This window comes from Pedobacter immunditicola, from assembly GCF_037482985.1.
In the GTDB taxonomy this organism is placed as follows: Bacteria; Bacteroidota; Bacteroidia; order Sphingobacteriales; family Sphingobacteriaceae; genus Pedobacter; species Pedobacter immunditicola.
The window spans coordinates 92243-116243 of sequence record NZ_JBBHKC010000008.1 but is presented as its reverse complement, the minus strand read 5'-3'; the positions used below and the strand labels follow the sequence as shown (position 1 = coordinate 116243).

20 protein-coding genes and 1 tRNA gene are annotated in these 24001 nt (G+C 40.6%); 10 read left to right on the top strand and 11 right to left on the bottom strand.

The window, feature by feature from the left end:
• Positions 1–23 precede the first annotated feature (23 nt).
• The 4 genes from WG905_RS15105 to WG905_RS15090 form a co-directional block, all read right to left on the bottom strand.
• A complete protein-coding gene (locus WG905_RS15105; RefSeq protein WP_339592574.1) occupies positions 24–1226 on the bottom strand; it encodes an MFS transporter in 1203 nt (400 codons plus the stop codon).
• A 258-nt stretch (positions 1227–1484) separates the two neighbouring features.
• Positions 1485–2042 carry a YeeE/YedE family protein gene (locus tag WG905_RS15100; RefSeq protein ID WP_339592573.1) on the bottom strand — a complete coding sequence of 186 codons (558 nt, stop codon included), beginning with the start codon at positions 2040–2042 and terminating at the stop codon, positions 1485–1487.
• 76 nt (positions 2043–2118) lie between these two features.
• Positions 2119–2916 (bottom strand): sulfite exporter TauE/SafE family protein, encoded by a 798-nt coding sequence (locus WG905_RS15095; RefSeq protein ID WP_339592572.1) that lies wholly within the window; start codon positions 2914–2916, stop codon positions 2119–2121.
• 123 nt (positions 2917–3039) lie between these two features.
• On the bottom strand, positions 3040–3261 hold the full coding sequence (locus WG905_RS15090; RefSeq protein ID WP_339592571.1) for a hypothetical protein: 222 nt from the start codon (positions 3259–3261) through the stop codon (positions 3040–3042).
• 290 nt (positions 3262–3551) lie between these two features.
• Here WG905_RS15090 and WG905_RS15085 point away from each other — a divergent pair, with 290 nt between their 5' ends.
• A complete protein-coding gene (locus WG905_RS15085; protein WP_339592570.1) occupies positions 3552–5819 on the top strand; it encodes a patatin-like phospholipase family protein in 2268 nt (755 codons plus the stop codon).
• On the top strand, positions 5816–6346 hold the full coding sequence (locus tag WG905_RS15080; RefSeq protein WP_339592569.1) for a hypothetical protein: 531 nt from the start codon (positions 5816–5818) through the stop codon (positions 6344–6346). Before WG905_RS15085 ends, WG905_RS15080 begins: the two co-directional genes overlap by 4 nt.
• Here WG905_RS15080 and tamL read toward each other — a convergent pair.
• A complete protein-coding gene (tamL, locus tag WG905_RS15075; protein WP_339592568.1) occupies positions 6343–8742 on the bottom strand; it encodes a translocation and assembly module lipoprotein TamL in 2400 nt (799 codons plus the stop codon). The genes WG905_RS15080 and tamL overlap by 4 nt on opposite strands.
• On the opposite strand from tamL, the gene WG905_RS15070 reads away from it, so the two are divergent.
• The 4 genes from WG905_RS15070 to WG905_RS15055 all read left to right on the top strand — a co-directional run bounded on the left by WG905_RS15070 (position 8727) and on the right by WG905_RS15055 (position 11553).
• Complete coding sequence (locus tag WG905_RS15070; RefSeq protein WP_339592567.1) at positions 8727–9476, top strand: TrmH family RNA methyltransferase; 750 nt, start codon at positions 8727–8729, stop codon at positions 9474–9476. The two genes, tamL and WG905_RS15070, sit on opposite strands and share 16 nt — an antisense overlap.
• A 48-nt stretch (positions 9477–9524) precedes the next feature.
• Positions 9525–9598: transfer RNA gene (locus WG905_RS15065), tRNA-Cys, on the top strand.
• A gap of 36 nt (positions 9599–9634) precedes the next feature.
• Positions 9635–9811: a spore protein gene (locus WG905_RS15060; protein WP_339592566.1), complete on the top strand. Its 177-nt coding sequence runs from the start codon at positions 9635–9637 to the stop codon at positions 9809–9811.
• Positions 9812–10035: 224 nt separating this feature from the next.
• The gene (locus tag WG905_RS15055; protein ID WP_339592565.1) at positions 10036–11553 is read left to right on the top strand and encodes an ArnT family glycosyltransferase; all 1518 of its coding nucleotides are present in this window, start codon (positions 10036–10038) and stop codon (positions 11551–11553) included.
• Positions 11554–11655: 102 nt separating this feature from the next.
• On the opposite strand, the gene WG905_RS15050 is transcribed toward WG905_RS15055, so the two are convergent.
• Positions 11656–12684 (bottom strand): quinone-dependent dihydroorotate dehydrogenase, encoded by a 1029-nt coding sequence (locus WG905_RS15050; RefSeq protein ID WP_339592564.1) that lies wholly within the window; start codon positions 12682–12684, stop codon positions 11656–11658.
• Positions 12685–12764: 80 nt separating this feature from the next.
• Between WG905_RS15050 and WG905_RS15045 the strand changes: the two genes are divergently transcribed.
• Together WG905_RS15045 and WG905_RS15040 are read left to right on the top strand one after the other, a co-directional pair.
• Positions 12765–14678 (top strand): ATP-binding cassette domain-containing protein, encoded by a 1914-nt coding sequence (locus WG905_RS15045; RefSeq protein ID WP_339592563.1) that lies wholly within the window; start codon positions 12765–12767, stop codon positions 14676–14678.
• Positions 14678–15967 (top strand): type IX secretion system plug protein, encoded by a 1290-nt coding sequence (locus WG905_RS15040; RefSeq protein ID WP_339592562.1) that lies wholly within the window; start codon positions 14678–14680, stop codon positions 15965–15967. Before WG905_RS15045 ends, WG905_RS15040 begins: the two co-directional genes overlap by 1 nt.
• Here the strand turns inward: WG905_RS15040 and WG905_RS15035 are convergent.
• The gene (locus tag WG905_RS15035; protein ID WP_339592561.1) at positions 15919–17400 is read right to left on the bottom strand and encodes an alpha-amylase; all 1482 of its coding nucleotides are present in this window, start codon (positions 17398–17400) and stop codon (positions 15919–15921) included. The two genes, WG905_RS15040 and WG905_RS15035, sit on opposite strands and share 49 nt — an antisense overlap.
• Before the next feature lie 122 nt (positions 17401–17522).
• Between WG905_RS15035 and WG905_RS15030 the strand changes: the two genes are divergently transcribed.
• Positions 17523–18002 (top strand): acyl-CoA thioesterase, encoded by a 480-nt coding sequence (locus tag WG905_RS15030; protein ID WP_431844524.1) that lies wholly within the window; start codon positions 17523–17525, stop codon positions 18000–18002.
• 26 nt (positions 18003–18028) lie between these two features.
• Here the strand turns inward: WG905_RS15030 and WG905_RS15025 are convergent, their stop codons facing one another.
• The 4 genes from WG905_RS15025 to holA all read right to left on the bottom strand — a co-directional run bounded on the left by WG905_RS15025 (position 18029) and on the right by holA (position 22941).
• Positions 18029–18652: a hypothetical protein gene (locus tag WG905_RS15025; protein ID WP_339592559.1), complete on the bottom strand. Its 624-nt coding sequence runs from the start codon at positions 18650–18652 to the stop codon at positions 18029–18031.
• 77 nt (positions 18653–18729) lie between these two features.
• Entirely contained in the window at positions 18730–19134 is a 405-nt protein-coding gene (locus tag WG905_RS15020; RefSeq protein ID WP_339592558.1) for an EVE domain-containing protein, read from the bottom strand.
• A 95-nt stretch (positions 19135–19229) separates the two neighbouring features.
• The gene (locus WG905_RS15015) at positions 19230–21800 is read right to left on the bottom strand and encodes a zinc-dependent metalloprotease (protein WP_339592557.1); all 2571 of its coding nucleotides are present in this window, start codon (positions 21798–21800) and stop codon (positions 19230–19232) included.
• A gap of 115 nt (positions 21801–21915) precedes the next feature.
• Entirely contained in the window at positions 21916–22941 is a 1026-nt protein-coding gene (gene holA / locus WG905_RS15010; RefSeq protein WP_339592556.1) for a DNA polymerase III subunit delta, read from the bottom strand.
• Between the two features lie 56 nt (positions 22942–22997).
• Here holA and WG905_RS15005 point away from each other — a divergent pair, with 56 nt between their 5' ends.
• Positions 22998–23459, top strand: coding sequence for a type I restriction enzyme HsdR N-terminal domain-containing protein (locus WG905_RS15005; protein WP_339592555.1), 462 nt, complete (start codon positions 22998–23000; stop codon positions 23457–23459).
• Positions 23460–24001: the final 542 nt, after the last annotated feature.

The window sequence follows — 24001 nt, the reverse complement described above, 5'->3', positions numbered from 1 at the left end:
TGATTAATGTCACACAAATAATTCTATTTGTTGTTTTCCATTCTCAATTGTATAATTAAAGCAGAAAATAGTGTTAAAATGCCTATTGTACCAATGGCATAATCTACGCCAAAGTGATCAGCGAAAAACCCTGAAAGTATTGCCCCAAAAGCATATCCGGCATCTCTCCAGAACCGAAATATGCCTAAGCTTTCGGCCCTTTGTTTTGGTGTGGTTTCCGCTGCCACTGCAGCCAAAAATGTTGGATAAACAATGGCGGTTGCTAGTCCGAGAATAATCGAGACTGTAATAAAGTGGATCTGCGTTGATGAATAAATAATGGCAATTATCGCTAATCCCCTGGAATACATACCCCAGAAAAGTAATATTTTCTTTTGATAAAGATCTGCAAGCTTTCCAGTAAATAATTGTCCAAGCCCCCAAACAGCAGGATATATAGCGACCATGATACCGATTTGCTTAAGATTATAACCTTTAGCCGATAACAGCACTGGAAACAGGCCCCATACCATACCGTCGTTTAGATTATTAACCAGGCCTGCTTGTGTAACTGATGAGAGGTTAGGTTGGCGAAAGGACGTGTCCAAAAATATAGATTTTAATGATTTGTTTCCCGATATAGCTTGTTCATGTTCAACAAAATGGCTCGTATCCTTAACTAGGAATATGCTTGCCAATAATCCTAACACTGATAAAATTATTCCAACTATAAATGGGTATGGTCTAATTCCATATGCGTTTGCTAGGTACCCACTCAGCATCGCAACCACAGCAACAGCTAGATATCCTGCAAATTCATTTATGCCCATTGCAAGACCACGATTCTTTTCACCTACTAAGTCGATCTTCATAACGACTGTTGATGACCAGGCTAAACCTTGATTTATACCTAAAAGAACGTTTGCTAGTATTACCCAATTCCAATTTTGAGAAAATATAAGTAAAAAGGGAACTGGTAATGCGACAATCCACCCGTAGATAAGCACGTTTTTTCTTCCAACTTTGTTGGCTAATCTGCCAGCAAAATAATTTGAAATAGCTTTTGTAAAGCCAAAGACAACAATAAAGGAGAGCATCGCTGACTTAGCAAGAATTGCGAATTCTTCTTCCGCGAGTTTGGGTAAAATCGCTCGCTCCAAACCAATCATACCACCTACAAAGGCGTTTATGATTACTAGAATCAGAAACTGTTTCCAGTTTGCGCGTAAGCCTAGTTGAATGCCCATATTTATTGTCTGATCAAATGGGTTAATTGAGCCTTAGTGTGGAAGCGTGCCTTTGATTACCCCATAGAGGAAAGTACCTGCTAATGCACCCAGTATGACGATAACCATGCTCAGATAGCCGTACCCAATATTCACCAACATAGGCCAGGGCAGGCTAAACGGCCAGACCAGGATATGGCCTCCGACTTACTCATAATGATGCCAAACAATATGCCGGCGAGTATAAATTTTATAGCTTTCATTGTTTTAGGTTTATAATTAAAACAGGTAAGGTAAAATCAAATAAGTAGTGGCCAGACCACCGATAAAAAATCCGACAACTGCAATCAGAGATGGTAGTTGCATATTGGTGAGACCGGAGATAGCATGGCCTGAAGTACATCCGCCTGCATAACGTGAACCGAATCCAACAAGCACACCTCCTATTAGCAGCACTAGCATCCCTTTGACAGAAAAAACAGCATTTAGGCCAAATAACTGCGATGGGTTCAGCTGACCGTCAAAGGCAATTCCGATATCTTTAAGATCCGATATGGTAGCAGCGGAAAGCAGCAAAGGTTGCCCGTTGTCTAAAAGTGTGGAAGAAATCACCCCTCCTACTATCGCACCGACTATAAATAACAGGTTCCATTTCTGGGTTTTCCAGTCGAAGTCAAAGAATTTAGTCCTTTTACCAGCACCGGCAATGGTACACATCGTTCTTAAATTGGAAGATACACCAAAGGATTTTCCAAAATAGAGGAGTAAAATCATGATGAAGGCAATGGCAGCACCGGATGTGTACCAGGGCCAGGGTTTCATAAATAGTTCTAACATATTTTAAAATTTTAGATTCTCAATTATCTCCTACAAAAATCTGGTATAATCATTTTTAAAACGGTGACTTCTGTCACTAAGGATTTAAGATTAGTTCTTTCAGAATAATGTAGCTTCCCATGATGAAGACGAACCAGCCAAATCCCTTTTTAAGTTTTTCACCATCAATCTTGGTATTTAAGAAAACACCTAAAAAGAGGCCTGCAATGGCAATAGAGCTAACCTTCAATAAAAAAAGCCAATCAATTTTAAAATGCCCAAGGTCACCGGTAAACCCTACCAGGGAATTTAGGGCAATAATCAGTAATGAAGTTCCAACAGCTTCTTTCATTGGCAGTCCTAATAAAATAACTAGCGTAGGAATAAGCAGAAACCCTCCACCAGCACCAAGCAGGCCTGTGGCAATTCCAATACCTATTCCATAAATTAATAACTTTAAAGTGTTTCCTGAAGGAACAGCATGACCAAGTGTTATGGCCTTTTTCTCGCTGATCATGGAAAACGATGCCACTACCATGAGTAGTGCAAACAGGATCATAGTTAACATATTGGAACTTACAGCAAAACCAGAGATGGAGAATAAATGCGCAGGGATTAAAGGAATAAAAAATTTGCGGATGAGAAACACTGTGGTGATGGAGGAAAGGCCAAATAACAACGCTGTTTTTATGTTAACTAATTTGTTTCTCCAGTTTTGATAAGCGCCCACCAAACTTGTGCTACCAACAATAAACAATGAATATGATGTGGCCATTAATGGATTGATGCCAAATAAATATACCATTACCGGAACGGTAAGTATTGAACCACCACCACCAATTAGCCCAAGTGAGATGCCGATGAGTGCTGATGCGAAGTAAGCAAGGATTTCCATATCTGTAAAGTTGTAGCACAAATATGGGGTCATTAAAATTTCATTACGGTGACCGATGTCACAGAGCAATACATTTGAGATATTCGATAACTGCGATGCAAAATTACTTTTTTGCTGATTTGCTTATAGACTGAGAAAGAAAACCAGGTTGAATAAAGCACTGCTTGCCGCTTCATTAAGCGCAGAGGCACCAAACATCAAAGTGATAATCATGCCTAACGCAACAAAAATAACAATGATTAAAAAGCCGTAAATGAGCGCATTTAAAATTCCTTTAGAGCGGCTTCCACTCTGTTTTGTAAAATAAGATGTCGTTAGTGGCACCATTGGATAAATACAGGGCATCAGTGTACGATTTCTTTGATCAACCGAAGATCATAAAAATGTGCTACAGGTTTACATTCTGTAAGGGCCTGTATTACTTCTTTAGTTTCCATACACTTAGTTTATTGTGTATAGCTTTTTCAGGAATGGTCAGACCACTCTTCAAACAATGTTGTTTTAAAATGCAGGAGCCTTTTAGTGGATAGTTGCAATTAAATCAGTTGCCTAAATCACAATTAAAACCTTATTTTTAAACTGTGGTTACCTTCAGACATATCATCCTTTTTCTGCTCCTTTTTAGCACAATACCTGTGCAAGCGCAAAAGGTTGGACTGGTATTGAGCGGTGGCGGCGCAAAAGGACTGGCACATATCGGCACACTGAAAGCCCTGGAAGAAAATAATATTCCCATAGATTATGTAACGGGCACTTCCATGGGGGGTGTAGTGGGCGCCATGTATGCTGCAGGTTACACGCCAACACAAATGGAAGCAGTAGCCCTCAGCAGGGATTTCCAGGATTGGGTAACAGGAAGGTATACCAGTGATTTTGGATATTTCTTCCAGAAAACAGCCCTTAATGCGGCCATGGTCTCTGCAAAACTAACAGCAGACACCAATTTACGACTCACGTTTCGTTCTAACCTGGTGAATGATATACCCCTAAATTTTGCCCTGCTGGAGCTTTTTTCACAGGCCTCCGCCATCGCTAAAGATAATTTCAACAATTTATTTGTGCCCTACCGTTGCATGGTGTCTGATGTGATTTCCCAAAAAAGCATCACCGTTAGAAAAGGCAGTCTGGCAGAAGCCGTAAGAGGAACTTTATCGGTTCCTTTTATTTACAGGCCAATAAAATTAGATGACAAGTATGTTTTTGACGGGGGCTTGTACAATAACTTTCCGGTAGATGTGATGAAGAAAGAGTTCAAACCTGATTACATCATTGGAGTCAATGTTTCTTCCAAAACATCTGATATATTTCCCAAAGGAAATGATGACCGCCAGATGAACCGTTTTCTTTTCCAGATCTTTTTATCGAGGTCAGATTCAACGTTGATTGGTGAAAATGGCGCCTATATAGAACCTGATCTGATCGACTTCCAATCGGCTAACTTCAGGCCGGTGGAAGTATTAATTAAGCAGGGATACGACGCCGCTATGGCCAATATGGAGCAAATTAAGGCAGCTGTAAAAAGAAGGGTCAGTCCGCTGGAACTGCGTTCCAAAAGAGAAAAATTCCTTGACAAAAAACCTGAGCCGGTATTTAATTCCATTTCCATCAGCGGTGTAAATGAACCGCAAAGAAGATATATTGAGCGGTTGTTTCAACCCAACAAAGCCGCGTTAACATTAACAGACATTAAACAGGGTTATTATAAACTGGTGGCCGATGAAACCTTTGAAACCATCTATCCAAAAATCTCTTACGATCCGGTGGTCGACAAGTATCTTTTTGAAATCATAGCCAGGCCAAAAAAACACATCAAACTTGATTTTGGCGGAAACATTTCTACCCGCCCCATCAGCAACGTATACCTCGGTATTCAATATAGTTACCTGAATAAAAAAGCCTATACTTTCGGCTTAAATTTTTATACCGGCCGCTTTTATGAATCTATACATCTCAGCGGCAGGGTAGACTTTCCTTCCCGGGTACCGTTTTTCATTTCCACAGAAATGATTTTCAATCACTTCAATTTTTACAGCACCAGCGCTATTTATATTGAAAACCTCCACCCTACTTATATTGAGCAGGTAGACCGGAAGTTTGAAATTAAAGCAGGCATTCCCATCAATGGAAGTGCAAAGTTAACCCTCAGCAATGCCTTTATCAATAACACGGATGATTATAGTCCGACAAACACTTTTACCACAGGTGATATTTTAGACAAAAACACCTTTAACGGTTTCAGAACCAATCTAGCTTTTGAGCAATACACCTTAAACCAAAAGCAATACGCTAACCAGGGGCGCAATTTATTGATCAGCCTGAATTACTTTACGGGAAAGGAGCGCTATGAACCGGGAAATATTTCAAGAAACAGTCCGGTGGGCGTTGATGCGATCGACCTGGAAAGAAAAGAGCGGAATTGGTTTCAATTTAAGGCGAGTGATGAACATTACTTCTTTAGAAAAGGAAAATACACCCTGGGTTACCAGGCCGAGGCGGTCATCTCTAACCTTCCTTTTTTTTCAAATTACTACGCTACTTTACTGGCAGCTCCTGCATTCTACCCTATGCAAGACAGCCGATCCTTGTTTTTAGAGAATTTCAGGGCTGCAAGTTACCTTGCCGGAGGCCTGAAAAATGTCTATAGTCTTCGCCGCAACCTGGACCTAAGAGTGGAGGGTTATGCCTTCCTGCCTTACAAGGAATTTCAGCAGATCGGTTTTCAGAATGTGGAGCATAAAAAATCTTTCGAATCCTTGCGTTATGCAGGCACTGCCGGCCTGGTTTACCACACCCCACTGGGGCCAATTAGCCTGAGTTATAATTTATACGATGATCCGATAAAAAGAAACGGCGTTTTGTTACATTTGGGCTACTTAATTTATAATAAACGATCAATAGAATGAAGCTATACAGCATATTATTTTTTCTTTCCTTTTTTACAGGTGCAGCTTTTGCACAACAATCCAATATCAATAATTTTCTGGTGAAGGAAAGTTTGCTGAAAAACAGCAAACTGGCGATTATTGCTGCCGACTCGGTGGGGAACCCCTTGGAAAAAATAAATGGACAGTACACTTTCAGCGTCAGTGGATTTAGTCAGCCGTTAAAATTCAATGATGGCGTGGCCATCTTACCCATGCAGGTGGAACGCTCGGCATTTGTATACATTAAACATTTAAACAATCAGGGTACCCATAGCAAACTGGTTTACGTACATAAAAAAGAGGGCACTTTAACTCCCTACCTGATCAGCACCCTTTGGCTGGTCCTATTCCCTATAATTGTGATTGTCATTGCCTTTATGTTCAGGAAACTTCTGATTCTGGCCATCATTGTACTGCTGGTTTATGCTTATTTCAACCACAGCAGCGGCCTGAACCTGCCCACATTTTTTGAAACCATATTTGATTCCCTTAAACAGATCTTTTAGAAGGGCAGGCCGATACCGAAGTTGTATTGTACAAAACGATAATTATCAGGACTGTGGGTACTATAATAGGAATTTTTGAAATCTTCTGCTCCGCTAAGGTATTTGCCTATTACCCATTGGTCGGATCCGTTAAACTGTGGATCTTTTAATTTCAAGCCGATATCAAACCTAAAAACAAAATAGTCCACATCGTAACGGAGGCCTACCCCTGTTCCGATAGCAATCTGGTTGAAGATATTTTTAAAGTCGAAATAGGTTTCAGGTTGTGGATTTCCGGAGGAGATGTTCCATACATTTCCTGCATCCAAAAAGACTGCGCCTTTAAGCTGGGCACCAAAAAACTTATTTAATAGTTTATAGCGGTATTCGAAATTGGTTTCAATATGCATTTCTCCCAGCTGATCCAGTCCATATAAAGTTCTGCGCGATTCTTCTGTTACAATCCGCTCACCTCGGTTATAATTACCGGGGCCTAAAGTTCTGGCCTGCCATGCCCTGATACCGCTGGAACCTCCTGCAAAAAACAACTTCTCAAAGGGCATTGCTGTCGAATTTCCATAGGCAAAACCTACACCCGCATTTAACCTGGCTACAAATTGTTTTGCCCCACCAAGGTTTTTATACCAGCGTAAATCGATCTCCGGCCTTACATACTGGTTATATGGTAAGCCCAATATTTTTGCAAAGTCCTCTTCATCGGGGTTATGTTTAGCGCCTGTTAAGCGGCTAATCCCATCCAGCAAATTGCCGGCCATGTCTATATTCCCTCTAAAGTAAAAAAAGCTTTTGGGCTGCAGCAGTTTATCCTGGTTCAGGGTATAAGTATATTTAATACCCAGCGTGATATCCTTACGGCCAAGAAGCTGGATGTTATACAGGTTGCGACTGATCAGTTCTCGATTTGCCGCATTTAAAGCTTCATCTGGCCCATCAGTCTCCAGCAACAACCCACCGAACCTATATTCAAAATTCAAGGGTGTGAAGGAGTGCAATTTTGACCGAGTTTCAAACCAGTCGTACGTTAGTGAATTTAAATAAACCCGTCTCACAAAGAAATCTTTCTGTAAGGCATAAACATAACTGGCGGAGAAAGTGGTAAAGGGCATTCCGTTTTTGCCCATCAATGGAATATCAAAGGGCACCAGCAGCCTTGGTACGGCAAGATTGGTACTTACTGAAAAATCGCGTTGGTAAATGTCACTGAAAATAGATCCCCCCTGGCCAATTCTGGATTGCAGTCCGCCTTTAATCTGGAACTCAAAACGCTCTGCTCCCCTGAAGATATTGTTGTTGGTATAGGTATTACTCAAGGTAAAACCTACAGTACCGGCATTAAAGGGAACCTCACCTTCTATCCTGTTGCTCATTCTTTTTTGTGGAATAAGCCTGATCACCGGATCCACCGTATTGGAGCTGTCTTTTGTTTTAAAGTAATCGATTTTAACGTTTTTGAAAACGTTCATCTCATACAGCCTGTTATAAGTGATATTTTCGTTCCTGCTATCGTACAACTCTCCCTGTTTAATAAAATCGTAACGCGTAATAGGGTTGCGACGGAAGCGTTTGGAGAGGTCGGTATACCTTATCCCTCTAAAAATACGTGGGTTAAGCGTAATGGTATCAGGAAAGCCATCTGTGTTGGGCGCAACAATAATATTAGTCTCACCAATGGTGAACTGCGAATGTTGAGGTTTATCCTGAGGGTTATCAACAATAAGGGTGATGTTAGTTTTGCTGGCATTCAAATTAGAATCCACCGTATATTTAATATAAGGGCGCACAAAATCGAAATAGCCATTTTGCTTCATCACTTCGTAAAAACGGTCCCGCTCGTTAGCCAGTGAGTCGTCATCATATTGCATTCCTTCTCTTAAATAGCTATGCTGAGCCTTGTTGTTCAGGTATAATTCTTTAACCTTAGCATCTGCAATATCATAGCTCAGCTTGTTCACCATAAATGCTGGTCCGGGGTCTGCTTTAAAATAAACACGGGCCTTTTGATTTTCGACCTGGATGGAAGATTTAACTGTGGCCTTGAAGTAACCTTTGCTGTAAAGGTATTTCTCGATCTGGTCTCTGGAAATATCCACCAATGCACTGTCAAGTACCGGTGCAGGGTTACCGATAGACTTTATCTTAAAAAGACCATAAAACAAATTATATAACCCCACATTTACGCTAAATTTCGGTGCGGGCCTGATATCTTTTTGTACATAATTATAGGCTTCTTCTTCAAATTTCTCAGGTACACTGTCGATTTCTACTTTTTTAACGATTGACTGATAGTCCTGTATGTATTTTGTGGAGGAACAGGCGGTAGCAAAAAGAATAATAAATAGTAATATTGCAGGAAACTGGAACTTCTTTTTATAATTAGGGTATGCTTTCAAAATCACAGATAGGTTTTATAAAATCATTACATCAAAAAAAGTACCGTAAAGAAAATGGGATTTTTATGATAGAAGGTATAAAATCCATTATAGAATTTATTCCTTCGACCTACCAGCTTCATAGCATTTATTGCCTGGCTGAATACAAATCTTTACTGCCAAATTTACCTTCAAATATAAAGTTATTTGAGATAAACAACGCTGAACTGGAGAAGATTAGTACTTTACAAACACCACAGGGAATTGTAGCTTTAGTGCATACCCCTAAAACAGAAGCCTTTAACCCTGAAGCGTTAAAAAACAATTTCACCCTGGTATTGGATGGAGTTCAGGATCCGGGAAATTTGGGAACAATTATCAGGACAGCAGATTGGTTTGGTTTTAAAAATATTTTATGTTCTTTGAATACGGTAGAGGTCTATAATCCCAAGACGATCCAGGCTACCATGGGCTCTTTGTGCAGGGTAAATGTATTTTACCAGGACCTGCCTGATTTGCTTACTAGTGTAGAAGTACCTATATTTGGGGCCTTGTTGGAAGGAAAAAACAGTTATACGGTAGATTGGGGAAGGGAAGGCCTACTAATTTTAGGCAATGAGGGTAAGGGCATCAGTGCAGAAGTCCTGAAGTTCATTAAAAACCCCGTAACTATTCCACGTATTGGAAGTGCTGAGTCTTTGAATGTTGCGATTTCCGCAGGGATCTTATGTTCAGAAATAAGCAGAATTATAAATAAATAATTGCTTCCTAACTTATAATTGCTATTTTTGCAACCTGAATTTAAACAGGGTCGAGTGGCCGAGTGGCTAGGCAGAGGTCTGCAAAACCTCGTACAGCGGTTCGAATCCGCTCTCGACCTCCAGATTTATTATAAATTAAAAACACAAAGGTTATTACCATGGCAGTTACCAGACTAAAAAGAAAAGACAGAAAAAATAAGAATACTTCACGTCAAGAAGTTAAAACTTTGAAATTAGCGACTAATCTTGAATTAGGAAGCCGCTCACTACAATCTACAAAAGATCAGTTAGCAATAAACAACGCGATCTTAACAAAACTTGTTGCTCAGGCATAAGTTACAAAAAGCTTAAAAACATAAACCACCGTTGTAAATTACAACGGTGGTTTTTTTTGTGTCAAAATTTTATTATTTGCCCCCTACCTTTTAAAGGTATTATATTAGCTACAACATATTATTACTATCGATACCAAAAAGCACCAAACCGTAGGTTCAAGTATAGCCGCTAGTTTGCGATAATCTCTAGGAGACACAACGAAAATTACATCAGACAAGAACAGATGACTAAACAAACCAAGTTATTAATTCTCATTTTCTGCATTCTAAAATTGACACTTCATTTAGTTGCAGACAGCAATTCAGGTTTTCAGGGAGATGAATTATTACATATTGAAACTGGCAAACATTTGGCTTTTGGGTATATGGAATTTCCGCCGTTGATTGGACTTCTGGCATCTATCCAAAATCTATTTGGCAGCACTTCCGTCTATGTACATCGTCTATTTGCACATATTGCAAGTATCCTAATCATCATCTTTATAGCAAAAACAACGATTGAATTAGGTGGGAAAAACAAGGCTATCTTTTTGGCTCTTATGTGCATCATTATCGGACCAAGTTTTGGTCGTTCACAACAGCTATTTCAACCGGTAGTTTTTAGCCAGCTATTTTGGGTATTAAGTTTCTATCAATTAACCAGGTTTGTAAAATATCTCGACAACAGGAGTTTGTGGTACTTAACAGGATTTGTTGTTTTAGGTTGTTCTGTTAAGTATGATGCTTTGTTTTTTATCTTCGGCTTAGCTGCATTATTACTTTTCGAAAGAACACGCCAAGCACTTGTACAACAACATTTTTGGAAAAACATCATCGTAGCCGTCTTGTTCTTACTCCCGAATTTGATTTGGCAGTATGCAAACGACTTCCCTGTGTTGCAAATGTTTGGCCGGCTTTACGAAACACAATTAGATAATCTTTCCCGAATAGGCAGTCTGGGACAATTGCTGATTGATATAAATCCTTTATCTTCTTTATTGATTATTGTTCCTGCATACCTCTATATTTTTAAGAACAATAAAACGCTCAACAGACCTTTAGCAATTTCAATCCTCTTATCTATTGCTTTCTTATCGTTCAGTAAGGGAAAACCTTATTATTTCTATCCAATAATTTTGACAATTATACCTTTTGGTGCAATATTTTGGGAACAAACAATTTTGCATAAGAAGAAATTGATAATTTATCCAATTACTGCTTTATTGTTATTAGCTTCTGTTTTAATTCCTTTTGGCATGCCTGTCTATTCTTTCGATCGCTATCTCACAAAAGTTTATCCGTTTGAAAAGAAAGACATTGAAGGCGGCAAATTTGCGGTAAAATATGACGAGTACTATACCAAAAAAAAATGGAAAGAAACAATGCAACAATTGAAATCGGTTTACGATAGCTTGCCAGCAAATGAGAAACAAGATTGTAAGATTTGGGGCAAACATTATGGGCAAGCAGGTGCAGTAAATATATTAGGAGTTGATTACAATTTACCAAAAGCATTTTCGTATCACGGAAGTTTTTACAGTTGGACACCGGAAGGACAAATGCCAAATGTTATTATTGCCTTAAGTTATAGGGTAGGTGATTTTTTTAGCCCATATTTTGACGAAGTAAAGCTTGTAAGAACAATTTACAATCCTTATGCAGACAATGAGGAGGAACTTTATCAAAGAATCTATGTTTGTAAAAAACCAAAACAAGACTTTAACAAAATGAAAGTACTTTTTAAGACTAGAATATTTGAATAAACAAAGGCATACCGTTAACAGGGGGTAGCTGTAGCACAACTCCCCCTCTCAAAAAACAACCTCAAAAGCGCTATAAAATCAGGGCCGGTGGAATTTGAGCGATTACAATAACTTTTTACAGATCCTTTTTGCAATACCCGGGCCTTCGTAAATAAAGCCGGTATAAAGCTGTACTAATGAAGCACCCGCAGCTAATTTCTCCTGGGCATCTTCAGGGGAATGAATTCCACCAACGCCAATGATAGGAAAAGCGCCTTTAGATCTTTCTGAAATATACCTGATGACTTCAGTGGAGCGTTTAGCTAGTGGCTTGCCACTTAAACCACCGGCCTCCTGAGCCACCTTTGGCGGGGTATATAAACCGTCACGGTCTATTGTTGTATTGGTGGCTATAACGCCGGCAATACCGGTAGACTGTATAATATCAACGATGTCATCTAACTGCTCATTGGTTAAGTCGGGCGCAATTTTCAAAAGAATCGGCCTGCTGATCCCGTTTTTATGATTGCGGTCCTGTAAAGTTTTCAAAAGATGGGTTAATGGCTCCTTTTCTTGCAGCTCTCTTAATCCCGGGGTATTGGGCGAACTGACGTTGACTACAAAATAATCCACGACATCGAATAATCTGTCGAAACATTTTATATAATCGTTTACAGCTTCCTCATTTGGGGTGGTTTTATTTTTACCGATATTTCCACCGATCACAATGCTTTTGTCCTTTTGCTTCACCAGGCGTAAGCGTTCGGCCAAAGTGTCTACCCCTTTATTATTGAAGCCCATGCGGTTGATCAACGCCTTGTCATCTTCCAGACGGAACATCCTTGGCTTGTCGTTTCCCGGCTGGGGCATTGGTGTTACAGTGCCCACTTCTATAAAACCAAAACCCAGGTTGCTTAATGCTTCTACGTACTCGCCATTTTTATCAAAGCCTGCGGCCAACCCAACGGGGTTTCTGAATTTGACACCAAACACTTCCCGCTCCAACCCCTTGATGTTAACATCAAAACTGCTTCTCAAAATCGTCTTCCCAAAGGGAAAATAATCATTAAACCATTTTAATCTTTTTACGACAAAATGGTGTACATTTTCCGGATCAAACTGGAAAAAGATGGGTTTTATTAGGCGATACATGCCACGAAGATAAGGTGTTTTTATTTTCTTACCTATTCACAACAAAAAATTGCGTCGAAAAATTGTATTTTTGCGACCAAATGATTTCAATAAACGACTTAACTTTCCTCATAGGCTCAAGAGCATTGTATGATGAGGCAAACTGGCATATTAAACCTGGTGACAGAGTTGGCCTGATTGGTGCCAACGGAACTGGGAAATCCACGCTATTAAAAATAATTGTTGGAGAATATGCGCCTTCTTCAGGTTCTATTTCCATGTCTAAGGATCTTAAAATAGGTTACCTGAATCAGGACCTTCTTTCCTATGACTCTCACCACAGTATATTGCATGTGGCCATGGAAGCTTTTGAGCGTCAGAATCAACTTCATGACGAAATAGAAGAATTGTTAAAGAAAATTGAAACCGATTATTCTGAAGATGTACTCTATAAATTAAGTGATAAACAACAGGAGTTTGAAGCGCTTGACGGATATAATATTGAGTACCGTGCCAATGAAATTCTGGCTGGTCTTGGTTTTAGCACTGCCGATCAGCTCCGCCCACTGAACACCTTCTCCGGAGGCTGGAGAATGCGAGTGATGCTGGCGAAAATCCTGTTGCAAACACCAGACATCCTGCTACTGGATGAGCCGACCAACCACATGGATTTACCGTCCATTAAATGGCTCGAAAATTATTTGATGAGCTTTGAAGGTGCGATCGTAATTGTTTCCCACGACAGGTATTTCCTGGATAAAGTGGTTAACCGTATTGTGGAGTCCCGCAAAGGAAAGCTTACTGCCTATGCAGGTAATTACACCTTCTATGTAGAGGAGAAATCTTTGCGTGGTGAAATCCAAAAGGGAGAGTTTAAAAATCAGCAGGCTAAAATAAAACAGGAAGAGCGTTTGATTGAGCGTTTCAAAGCCAAAGCCAGTAAAGCAAAAATGGCACAATCGCGCATGAAAGCCCTTGACAAAATGGAACGCGTGGAGGATGTTGATGATGATAATCCAACAGTAAACTTTAGCTTTAAATTTACAAAACCTTCCGGCCGTCATGTAGTGAGAATTGAGAATGCTTATAAAAGCTATCCCAATGTTGACATCCTTGAAAACGCCGAAGCGGTGATTGAAAAAGGTGATAAAATTGCCTTGATTGGTGCCAATGGTAAGGGTAAATCAACGTTGTTAAGAATCATAGCAGGCGCTGAAGGGTTTGAAGGGATCTGTGAAACCGGACATAACGTGACCACCACATTCTTTGCTCAGCACCAGCTGGAATCACTCCACCTGGGTAATAGCATCCTGGAAGAATTGCAGGCTTTCGCACCTAAACATACGGACACCGAACTGCGTTCGATATTAGGTTGTTTCCTTTTTACGGGAGATGATGTGTTTAAAAAAATCCGTGTATTATCCGGAGGTGAAAAATCCCGTGTTGCCCTTGCAAAATCGCTAACCACAGATTCAAACTTCCTGATCCTGGATGAGCCTACCAACCACCTTGACATCCAATCGGTGAACATCCTGATCCAGGCACTGAAACAGTATGAAGGTACTTTTATTGCGGTATCCCACGACAGGTATTTCCTGGATAATGTGGCCAATAAAATCTGGTATATTGAAGATAAAGACATTAAACAATATCCGGGTACTTATGCTGAATATGAAGAATGGAACAGCAAAAGACCGCCAGCTCCTGCCGGCACCATTCCTTATAAAGCCGAAAAAGAAGTTAAACCTAAGGTTGAAGAAAAAAAGGCTGCACCAAATACGCAACAGCTATTGAAAAAGCTGAACGACCAGTTGCAGAAAACAGAAACCGAAATAGCTGAACTGGAGCAAAATGTTAAAGTCATAGAAACTGAACTCGCTGATGAAAAGATCTACGGCGATAAAGTGAAGCTGGCGGAAGCCAACAAGAAATACCTCGGCGCTAAAAACGCTTTAGATAAAGCCCAAAGTGTGTGGGAAGATCTTGCTGCTGAGATTATGGAAAAAGAAAGTTAATGACAAAATTGGGGGGATTGCTTTTTTTGCTGATCACCTGTTCGCATATCGTTTTTGCACAGCAAAGGACTAATATCGAGGATAATCATATCTATGAGCCTTATATCCGGACAGTACAGTGTTACAATTCGCAAAAAGAGCAATCTCTTCCGGTTATTGCTTTAAATTCAGGAGAACTGCTGCATTTCTCTTTTGATGACCTCGAGGGAGGCAGCAAAAACTACTGGTACAGTATTGAACATTTTACTGCCGACTGGAAACCCTCAGGGATTTCAACGGTAGATTTTGTGGCGTCCTTTGCCGAAGACAGGATCGTTGATTATGCCTATTCTTCTGGTACGCTGCAAAAGTATACACATTATAGCCTGAGTTTACCCAACGAACAGGTAAAAATGAAGACCTCAGGCAATTACCTGCTCAAAGTTTATGAAAACGGGCAGGTTAAAAAACCAGTACTCACGCAAAGGTTTTATGTGGTAGAAAACCTGGTTAACCTGCAGGTTGAAGTAAGGCCAAGTGCCCAGGTTGCTGAACGCAATGCGTTTCAGAAGATCAACTTCAGTATCTCCCATCCTGGCCTGACTATTCAAAACCCAAACAGGGATATAAAAGTGCTGGTGATGCAAAACGGCAACCCTGGAACAGCAAGAGACGATAGCAAACCTTCCTTTATTAAACCAGGTTCATTGGTGTACAATGATTTAAAGAGCAACGATTTTAGCGGTGGTAATGAGTTTAGAAAGTTTGACACCCGCAGTTTACGCTACCCTGCTGCCCAGGTACAGAAAATATACAAAGACAGCACATTTAACGCCGTTTTAATTCCCGACCTCAGCAGGAACACCCAAAAATACAGCAGCGGGACGGATGAAAATGGCAGTTTCTTTATTAGAAACCAGGACGGACGCGATGACCACACCGAAAGTGATTATGTGTGGGTCTGGTTTACCCTCCAAACACCAGCAGCTCCAGAACATACATCACTCTACGTTGCAGGCCGTTTCAACAACTATGTATTAAATGAAGCGCATCAACTGAAATACAATCCCGAAAAAAGAAGTTACGAGGTTAAAATGCTCTTGAAACAAGGAATATACGATTACAAGTACATCTTGAAAAACCTGCAAACCGCTGTAGTAAATGACACCTTGCTAGAGGGTTCTTTCTTTGAAACCAGCAATGCCTACCAGGTGTTTGTTTATTACAGAAAGCCCGGCAGCCGCTGGGACGAATTGATTGGTTATTTGACTACCCAAACCGATACACTCCTCTCCTCACATGGGAACTGAGCCCAGCCTTCTTCATTTACCACCACCTCTTCCTGGCATTTGCCTAAAGCATCAGTGAAAGTTTTTCCCGCATGCCTGCCCCCTATTTCCATGTCTTTAAAAGCCTTTTCTCCATTACTCATCACTACTGCCAGTCCCGAATTGGGATGTTCATCCAGCCCTTCCCTGGTAAAACCAATACAATTGGGATGATCTAAGTAATCGCGCTGCTGTCCATAGGCAACATCTTTGCGGAGCCTACACAATACCGGTAGTTCTTGAAGTGCCACCAGCTCAACGCTTACTTCATTTCCATCCTCACCCAAGTCGCTGTAGTTGCAGCCATAAAGATCCGGGTAAAACAAACACGGAATGCCCTGCATCCGCAATAGAATCAGGGCATAGGCCAGAGGCCTGAACCAAAAGTCAACATAAGACTCCAGCGCCTGCAGCGGCTGAGAATCATGGTTATCCACAAAAGTAACTGAGAGTTCCGGGTGCGACTGCAGCAAGGTACCTTCAAAGATAGCAGACATGTCGAATTGATCCTCTTTACTGGCCATGAAAAAGTTATGGTGCAAAATAGAATCAAAAAGCTGCATTCTGCCATCGGTCTGGTGCAGATAGGATTCCATGGTTTCCACATTGTCGACCACCCAGTTTTCCGCCACAAAAAAGAAGTCCCGTTGAAAGGTATGTTTCATATGGTCGATCCATTCGTTAAGAAAACTAACCGAAATATGTTTTACGGCATCCATTCTGAAGCCATCCATACCACAGGTCTTGTAATACCATTCCCCCCAGCGTTTCAATTCTTCTCGTACTGCAGGATTCCTGGTTTCAATATCATTGAACATCAGGTAATCATAATTACCCATTTCCGCAGAGGGTACATCTTCCCAGGTATTGCCATATTCGTTTTGTATAGAGAAAATCCCCTCTTCCTGTAAATCCTCTGCCCTGTCGATACCACTAAAACACTGGTGGTCCCATACAAATGCAGAATACTGCTCCTTTCTTCCCGGAAAGTTAAACTTAGTCCAGCCATCTATTTCAAATTCCTCAGATAGGAATTCCAGTCTGTTATCGGGATTTACCCTGCGGACTTTAACTCTTTCCAATTCATCAGCTCCGGCTTTATGGTTAAAAACGATATCTGCGATGGTGTCGATATGATGTTCCTTCAACACTTTAATGGCTTTCACATAAGCTTCCTTCGTGCCATATTTAGTACTCACCGTGCCCTTCTGGTCAAATTCGCCCAAATCATACAGGTCATAAGCGTCATAACCTACCGATAGACCACCGGTTGTTGCCTTGTAGGCTGGTGGAAGCCAGACATTGGTAATGCCCAATGTGGCTAAATTCTTTGCTTCTCTTGCTATTTTATCCCAAAGTAACACATGATCATTGTAGTACCAGTGAAAATATTGAATGTGTAATTGCTTATTCATGTATAATATACGTTGCTTTTTATACGGCTATCGCATTACATAACATGAAGTTGCACAATTTGTTTATTTTTGCGATGAATATGAACCCAAACATTAAACACCCACAGCATTCATTAACCATTATGAATGAACTTGTACTACCCAATGACACCAATACATTAAACAACCTCATGGGTGGCAGGTTACTCCACTGGATGGATATTGCAGCTGCAATTTCTGCTCAAAAACACAGCAATAGAATTGTGGTCACCGCTTCTGTAGATAATGTTTCTTTTAAACATGCCATCAAACTTGGGGATGTAATTACCATTGAGGCTAAAGTGACACGTGCTTTTAACACCTCTATGGAGGTAAGGCTGGACGTATGGGCAGAGAATATCCCTTCAGGAAGCCGGTTAAAATCTAATGAAGCTTATTATACTTTTGTGGCCCTGGATGAAAACGGTAAAACGATTCCAATACCGGAAATTCTACCTGAAACTGCCGAAGAAATTGAGTTATTTGAAGGCGCGATGAGACGCAGACAACTACGCCTTGTTTTAGGGGGAAAAATGAATGCAAAAGATGCAACTGAACTAAGGGCTATATTCTATAAGGATTAACGGTAGCCCGGCTTAATTGCCTCAACTTAATTGCCTTTATAAGATAGGGAAGCTTTAAGTTCCTGAGCGGCTGATTTGTCAGGGTTTAATTGATAGGAAATGGAATGGTAAGAGAGCGCTTTTAAGTTCTCTTTATATTTGAGGGGATTATAATCTACCTTGATGTTGCTTAATGGCCCGTTCATCAACCCTATGGAAGCAAAAACACCATTGATCGCTGTATTATAAAAGCTGGTGATGATTCTGCCGCTCAACTCCTCTTCAATGGTTGGATCTTTTTCTCCCCATTTGCGGACAGGCACCATTTTATTAGAAACTTTTTCGTAATTCTTTTCGTTGTAAGGATCGTAGCTCAGGTATTTTTTATACCTGAAGCCGCGTTTCAACTCTTTGATTTTGATGTTTTTAATTTCAGCAGCCTGAAAGAACACCACATTTTCATCTCTTTTTACCCCAATACTATCAGGTGTTACATTGTATAACACGCCCTTAAATACATCATCGCCTGTATTGATGATCGCAATACAAGGCTTTATTTGCGCAACGGCACTCTTTTGACACAGGCAAAAACAGCCGGCAATTAAGGTAAACAGAAGTAATTTCATTGGTGAATAAGTATATTTATGGTCCGAAACCGATAAAGGTTTCATTGTAATATTTTACAATTTAAGTATATAACGGCATATATCAAAAAATGTTTTAAATATTGTCAACCATAAGTAATAAACTAACTTCCCATTTCAAGAATTTTGTCAAATTCTTCCGCTTTGAGCTGTGTTACCGACAATCTGCCTTGCCTCACCAGTGAAATATCTTTTAAACTTTCTTCCGCTTTAATCTGCTGCAGCGTAACCGGGTGTTTAAGTGTTTCCACAGGCACCAGGTCTACCACCACCCAGTTAGCATCATCCGTTGTGGGGTCCTGGTAAGATTCCTTCACTACTTTAGCGATACCTACTACCTCTTTCCCTTCGTTGCTGTGGTAAAAAAGCACCAGGTCACCAACTTTCATTTCTCTCAGGTTATTTCTTGCCTGGTAATTGCGTACGCCATCCCAAAACGTACGACCATCTTCATTAAATTGTTTCCAGCTGTATTTAAAAGGCTCAGATTTGACTAAAAAGTAGTTCATGGGACAAAAGTAAAAAATAAGCCCATAAAAATTGCAGTAAACGAAAAGGAGCCTCATTTAAAGGCTCCTTTTCCGGGAAATTAAAATAGATGTGACTACCCTTTTGGATTCAGGGCAAAATCAATACGTTCTGAAAGATCCTGTAAATGATATTTACTTAAAGCATCCGCAGCAGGAACAGCATTTTTAATGGCGGTGTTCAATTCTCTCAACTGCGCTTTAACAACTGACATCACGTCGCCTTGTGAGGCAGAGAGGATACTATTGCTATTGCCCGTAGATCGTGGAGCTGAAAAATTTAAACCTGCAGGCGAAGCCCCTGGTTTTAAGATGTCAATCAGTTTATCCACATAATTCTTTTGCAAATTACGGCGATATACATCGATGTTCTTGTTGTCCTTTAATTCTGTAAATACAGCATCTTGCAGATCAACTAACAAATCTGTGATTTTATAGGCCCTGCCGCCGTCCGCAGCTTCCCCGTCAACCAGTTTATTTAAAGTCCGGGTACTCAACAACCGCGTTAAAACAGGTGTCTGCACCTTGTTAATTACGTCAAGTGGAGATAAACCCGTATTATCCATAATCTCCTTATTCAACAACCAGTTAGGGGTGGTAAACAGGTTTTTGTCTAAAAATGCAACTGCTTCTTTTTGAATAGCTGCAGGCGTTCTTTCGTAAACTGTACCTTTTTGCTCCACAGTTTTTGGCGTTTCATAGATACCACCAATGTTTTTTGTAACGTGCCCCAAGTAACGGCCAAACTGAATGGTGAGCTGGCTGTACATATTATTTAAATTTGAATAACCTTCGTTTTTTTCACTGGTCCATTCGGGCAGTTTATCCACGATTATTTTTAAGTTGTTAATCCCGTAGGCGCTGGCCAGCATGGCATTATCGCCAAGGTCTTCATTTTGAGAACGGGGATCATCAGGATTGATTTCCGTACCGAACCATAAACGTTTGTTTTTTAATTTATCTGTGGTGATTTTATTCAGCAAAGGAACCTCTTCAAGTGGCGTCCTGGCATCTGGCAGCAATCGGTAGCCCCATTCAATAGCCCAAAGGTCATAATCACCGATTCTTGGGTAAAGTCCCTTAGGAGAGATGTTATCGCCCGGTTGGGCCACATAATTAAAACGGGCATAATCCATGATGGAGGGGGTGTGTCCATTGGCTTCTACAAAGGCTTTATCGCGAAGTTTCTCCACGGAAACCGTAGAACTGGAACCATAGTTATGACGTAAGCCCAGTGTATGGCCGACTTCATGAGAAGAAACAAAACGGATCAGATCACCCATCAACTCGTCGCTAAACTCCATTTTACGCGCCCTTGGGTCCACTGCTGCTGTCTGAATCATATACCAGTCATGCACCAGCTTCATCACATTGTGGTACCAGTTGATGTGACTTTCCATAATCTCCCCGCTACGCGGATCAGCAATACTTGGCCCGCTGGCATTAGGGATTTCGGAAGGCTTATAAACAATAGCCGAATGTCGGGCATCATCAAGGCTCCATGCAGGATTCTCCTGTGGTGTCGGCGCTTCTTTGCCGATGATTGCATTTTTAAAACCAGCCTTTTCGAAAGCTTTTTGCCAGTCGTTAATACCAGCAATTAAATACGGCACCCATTTTTTCGGTGTAGCGGGATCGATATAAAACACAATAGGTTTAGCCGGCTCTACCAGTTCACCACGTTTATATTTTTCCATATCAGCAGGCTTAGGCTCCAGGCGCCATCTTTTAACAATCTCCACCTCTCTTACACCCTGTGGATTGAGGTCGAAATCTGTATAACCGACTGCAAAAAAGCCAACACGGGGATCGAAATACCTGGCTTTCATGGGCACCTTAGGCAAAATCACCATGGACGTATTTAATTCTACGGTAGAGAAACCGCCGGAACCACCCATGGATGGACCAGAGAAACCCGCCGGCGATGGAGCCGCAGAAAGCGAATATGTTTTAACCGTTCCGATCTCTACATTATTAGGGAAGCTGCGCAGCCCCAGGATGTAACTTCTGTCGGATATTTGTCCACCTAAACGAAGCCTGCTTTTAGCCTGAGGCGAGCTGAAGTAAAAAATATCATTGTCACTGTTGATGTAATCGGTCATGTCGATTACACTCGCTTTTTTATTCGGAGCATAAGCGGCAACATTGAATGCTGCAGCAATGGCCTGTACATTAGAATTTTGCAGCGACCTAAACATCGCTGTAGTGCTATCAGGGCCGTAAGTTCTGTAAGTTAACTTACGCATGAAGATCTTATTATTAGGTCCTTTTTCGAAACTGATGACGTTACTCCCAATCTGATCACCTGCATAACCCGATGCAGATCTTATTTCCGCACCTGCTTTTGAAATCCTGTTGACAACCAATATTTCCCTGCCTAATAAGGAGTCTGCTAGCTCAAAAAAGAACTTTTCTTCCACTTTATGCGTTGTAATCATTCCTTTTTTAGTCAGCGCTTTATCAGTGATAACAGTTGAATAAGCTTTGGGAGCTGATTTGGAACTTAGCGCAGCCAGTGGACCTGCCAGCTTTTTGGAAGTGTCTGCTGTTGCACTTGCGTGAACAACAGGTTTATCAGGTTTGGTTTGCCCATGGACGACAGATAAAGTTGTCAATGCAAGAGCAGAAATTAATAAAGTTTTCTTCATGAGTTATAGGTTAATTATCCAAAGATAAGTTCCATCATGCAACCGTATTACAGAATCAATATAACTTTATGGTTACATTTAAGCGGTCAAGACCTTAATGATAAAGCACAGGGCATTAATGAATCATTTTAAAGATCAACTCTTTCAATAACTCACCATCTGTGGTATTACCGGTGCTTTCAACGCCCTTGCTTTTAAGGTCATAGGCCCGGAACAAACTAATTAAATATACGGTTTTATTGAAATCAAAGCTACGCGCAGCGGCTTCATAATCCTTTATAAAATAAGGGCTTACGCCCAATTCTTTAGCAGCATCGTGCTTATTGGGCAGGTAATGGTATTTAAGTACTTTGGTAAAATAAGAATTCAAACTCGCCAACACCATGACCATGGGATTGGCTTTGGGATTATCAGCAAAGTAGTTGATAATTTGGTTGCATTTGAACACATTTCGTTGTACGATGGCTTTTTGCAATTCAAAAACATTGTATTCTTTACTTATTCCTATATTTTTCTGAACATGTGTAGTGTCAATAGTCGTTTCCCTGCTGATGTTGAGCATCAGTTTTTCCACCTCGTTGGCGATTTTGGAAAGGTCGGCACCCAAATATTCTGCCATCAAGGCTGCTGCCTGCGGTGCAATTTTATAGCCTTTTTCCTTTACCAGTCCTTCGATCCATTGGGCAAGGTTATACTCCCGAACCGGGTCCGACTGAAAAATTACCCCCGACCTGGTGATGGCTTTGTATAGCTTTTTGCGTTTATCAAAGTTGGCATATTTGTAGCCCAGCACCAGGATGGTAGATTCAAGCGGTCGTTCAAAATAATGTTGCACAAACTCTGCTTCCTTATTGCCAGCAGTATCATCTTTACCCCATTTCAAGTCCTGGGCCTCTTTAACAATGACCAACTGATAGTCAGACATCATCGGGTAGCGCTTGGCCGCATTTAATATAGTGGCCATATCGGTATCCTTGCCATACAATACCGTTTGATTAAAGCCCTTCTCCATTTCGGTCAGCAAGTTTTCTTCCATGTAATCAATTACCTGATCGATGAAATAAGGTTCTTCACCATGTAATAAATACACAGGTTTAAACTTTTTTGATTTAAGGTCTTTTATAATATCTGCAGCAGTCATATAATTATCCAAATGTAACCGCTAAAAACTTAATATTAAAGGTTAATTTTGCATAAATGGCATTTACACCCGTAGCACTTAACCTTCCCTGCTACCCTTTTAAACTAACAAAAAAAGAGGAGCAGCATTTTATATTCGACGAAATCCGCAAAAAGCACCTTGTTTTAACCCCTGAAGAGTGGGTACGGCAACATTTCATCCAGTATTTGATATTAGAAAAGAAATTCCCCAAATCACTGATACAGGTGGAAGGCGGACTGACCTTAAACAGCTTGCAAAAGAGAACTGATGTAGTGATCTATAATAACCTGGGCGAACGGATCATGATCATTGAGTGTAAAGCACCCTCCATAAAAATTACGCAAGCCGTGTTTGACCAGGCGGCAAGGTATAACTCTGTACATAAGGTTAAATGGCTAGTGGTTACCAATGGTTTGAAGCATTGTTATGCGGTGATTGACCATCAGCGGGGTGAGTTTGCATTTTCAGAAGAATTACCTGATTATGGCAATTTGTAAAAATAAGGTTGCTTTCAAAGTCTGTAATCTTTTACCGAAAAGGCAAAATCTCACTAGGCCTTTTCATAGCAAGACCTGATTTTTATTGAAATAGCTCAATTGGGGAGTATCCAAAGAGAAGAACTTGGTTGAGTGATTAATAATATTGGTATTGCAAGTCTATCAATACTTTATATCTATGCACTGTCTGCTACTTTCAAGAACCGTTTCCGCGCCTAACAAAAACCTTTCCTGTGTTGTTCAAAGAAAATCCAGCCAAGCAAAAACTACATCCATTAAAACCTTTCCTGCGCTGTTAAAAAAAATACAGCCAAATAAAAACAACACCCGTTAAAACCTTCCCTGAGTTGTAAAGAAAACTACAGCAAAAAACTATCAACCTTTCCCGCGCTTTAACATAGCCCCTTATGCGCCATACACGGATGCCCCCTCGCTTTGTATAATTATAAAAACGCTTGTGTCTGTGAATAGGCCTAGAAAGGTTTTGCTTCTTCCGGCAAAAGATTTCAGACTAAGAACAGATACAAGCGTTTTTTAACTAT

Bases quoted from the DNA above. Each gene is read 5' to 3' on its own strand.
- WG905_RS15045 (WP_339592563.1), top strand. From the start codon at position 12,765: ATGATTTCAATAAACGACTTAACTTTCCTCATAGGCTCAAGAGCATTG.
- WG905_RS15005 (WP_339592555.1), top strand. From the start codon at position 22,998: ATGGCATTTACACCCGTAGCACTTAACCTTCCCTGCTACCCTTTTAAA.
- WG905_RS15060 (WP_339592566.1), top strand. From the start codon at position 9,635: ATGGCAGTTACCAGACTAAAAAGAAAAGACAGAAAAAATAAGAATACT.
- WG905_RS15100 (WP_339592573.1), bottom strand. From the start codon at position 2,042: ATGTTAGAACTATTTATGAAACCCTGGCCCTGGTACACATCCGGTGCT.
- WG905_RS15090 (WP_339592571.1), bottom strand. From the start codon at position 3,261: ATGCCCTGTATTTATCCAATGGTGCCACTAACGACATCTTATTTTACA.
- WG905_RS15080 (WP_339592569.1), top strand. From the start codon at position 5,816: ATGAAGCTATACAGCATATTATTTTTTCTTTCCTTTTTTACAGGTGCA.
- WG905_RS15040 (WP_339592562.1), top strand. From the start codon at position 14,678: ATGACAAAATTGGGGGGATTGCTTTTTTTGCTGATCACCTGTTCGCAT.
- WG905_RS15020 (WP_339592558.1), bottom strand. From the start codon at position 19,134: ATGAACTACTTTTTAGTCAAATCTGAGCCTTTTAAATACAGCTGGAAA.
- WG905_RS15070 (WP_339592567.1), top strand. From the start codon at position 8,727: ATGCTTTCAAAATCACAGATAGGTTTTATAAAATCATTACATCAAAAA.
- WG905_RS15035 (WP_339592561.1), bottom strand. From the start codon at position 17,400: ATGAATAAGCAATTACACATTCAATATTTTCACTGGTACTACAATGAT.
- WG905_RS15015 (WP_339592557.1), bottom strand. From the start codon at position 21,800: ATGAAGAAAACTTTATTAATTTCTGCTCTTGCATTGACAACTTTATCT.
- WG905_RS15050 (WP_339592564.1), bottom strand. From the start codon at position 12,684: ATGTATCGCCTAATAAAACCCATCTTTTTCCAGTTTGATCCGGAAAAT.
- WG905_RS15055 (WP_339592565.1), top strand. From the start codon at position 10,036: ATGACTAAACAAACCAAGTTATTAATTCTCATTTTCTGCATTCTAAAA.
- WG905_RS15095 (WP_339592572.1), bottom strand. From the start codon at position 2,916: ATGGAAATCCTTGCTTACTTCGCATCAGCACTCATCGGCATCTCACTT.
- WG905_RS15105 (WP_339592574.1), bottom strand. From the start codon at position 1,226: ATGGGCATTCAACTAGGCTTACGCGCAAACTGGAAACAGTTTCTGATT.
- holA (WP_339592556.1), bottom strand. From the start codon at position 22,941: ATGACTGCTGCAGATATTATAAAAGACCTTAAATCAAAAAAGTTTAAA.
- WG905_RS15025 (WP_339592559.1), bottom strand. From the start codon at position 18,652: ATGAAACCTTTATCGGTTTCGGACCATAAATATACTTATTCACCAATG.
- WG905_RS15030 (WP_431844524.1), top strand. From the start codon at position 17,523: ATGAATGAACTTGTACTACCCAATGACACCAATACATTAAACAACCTC.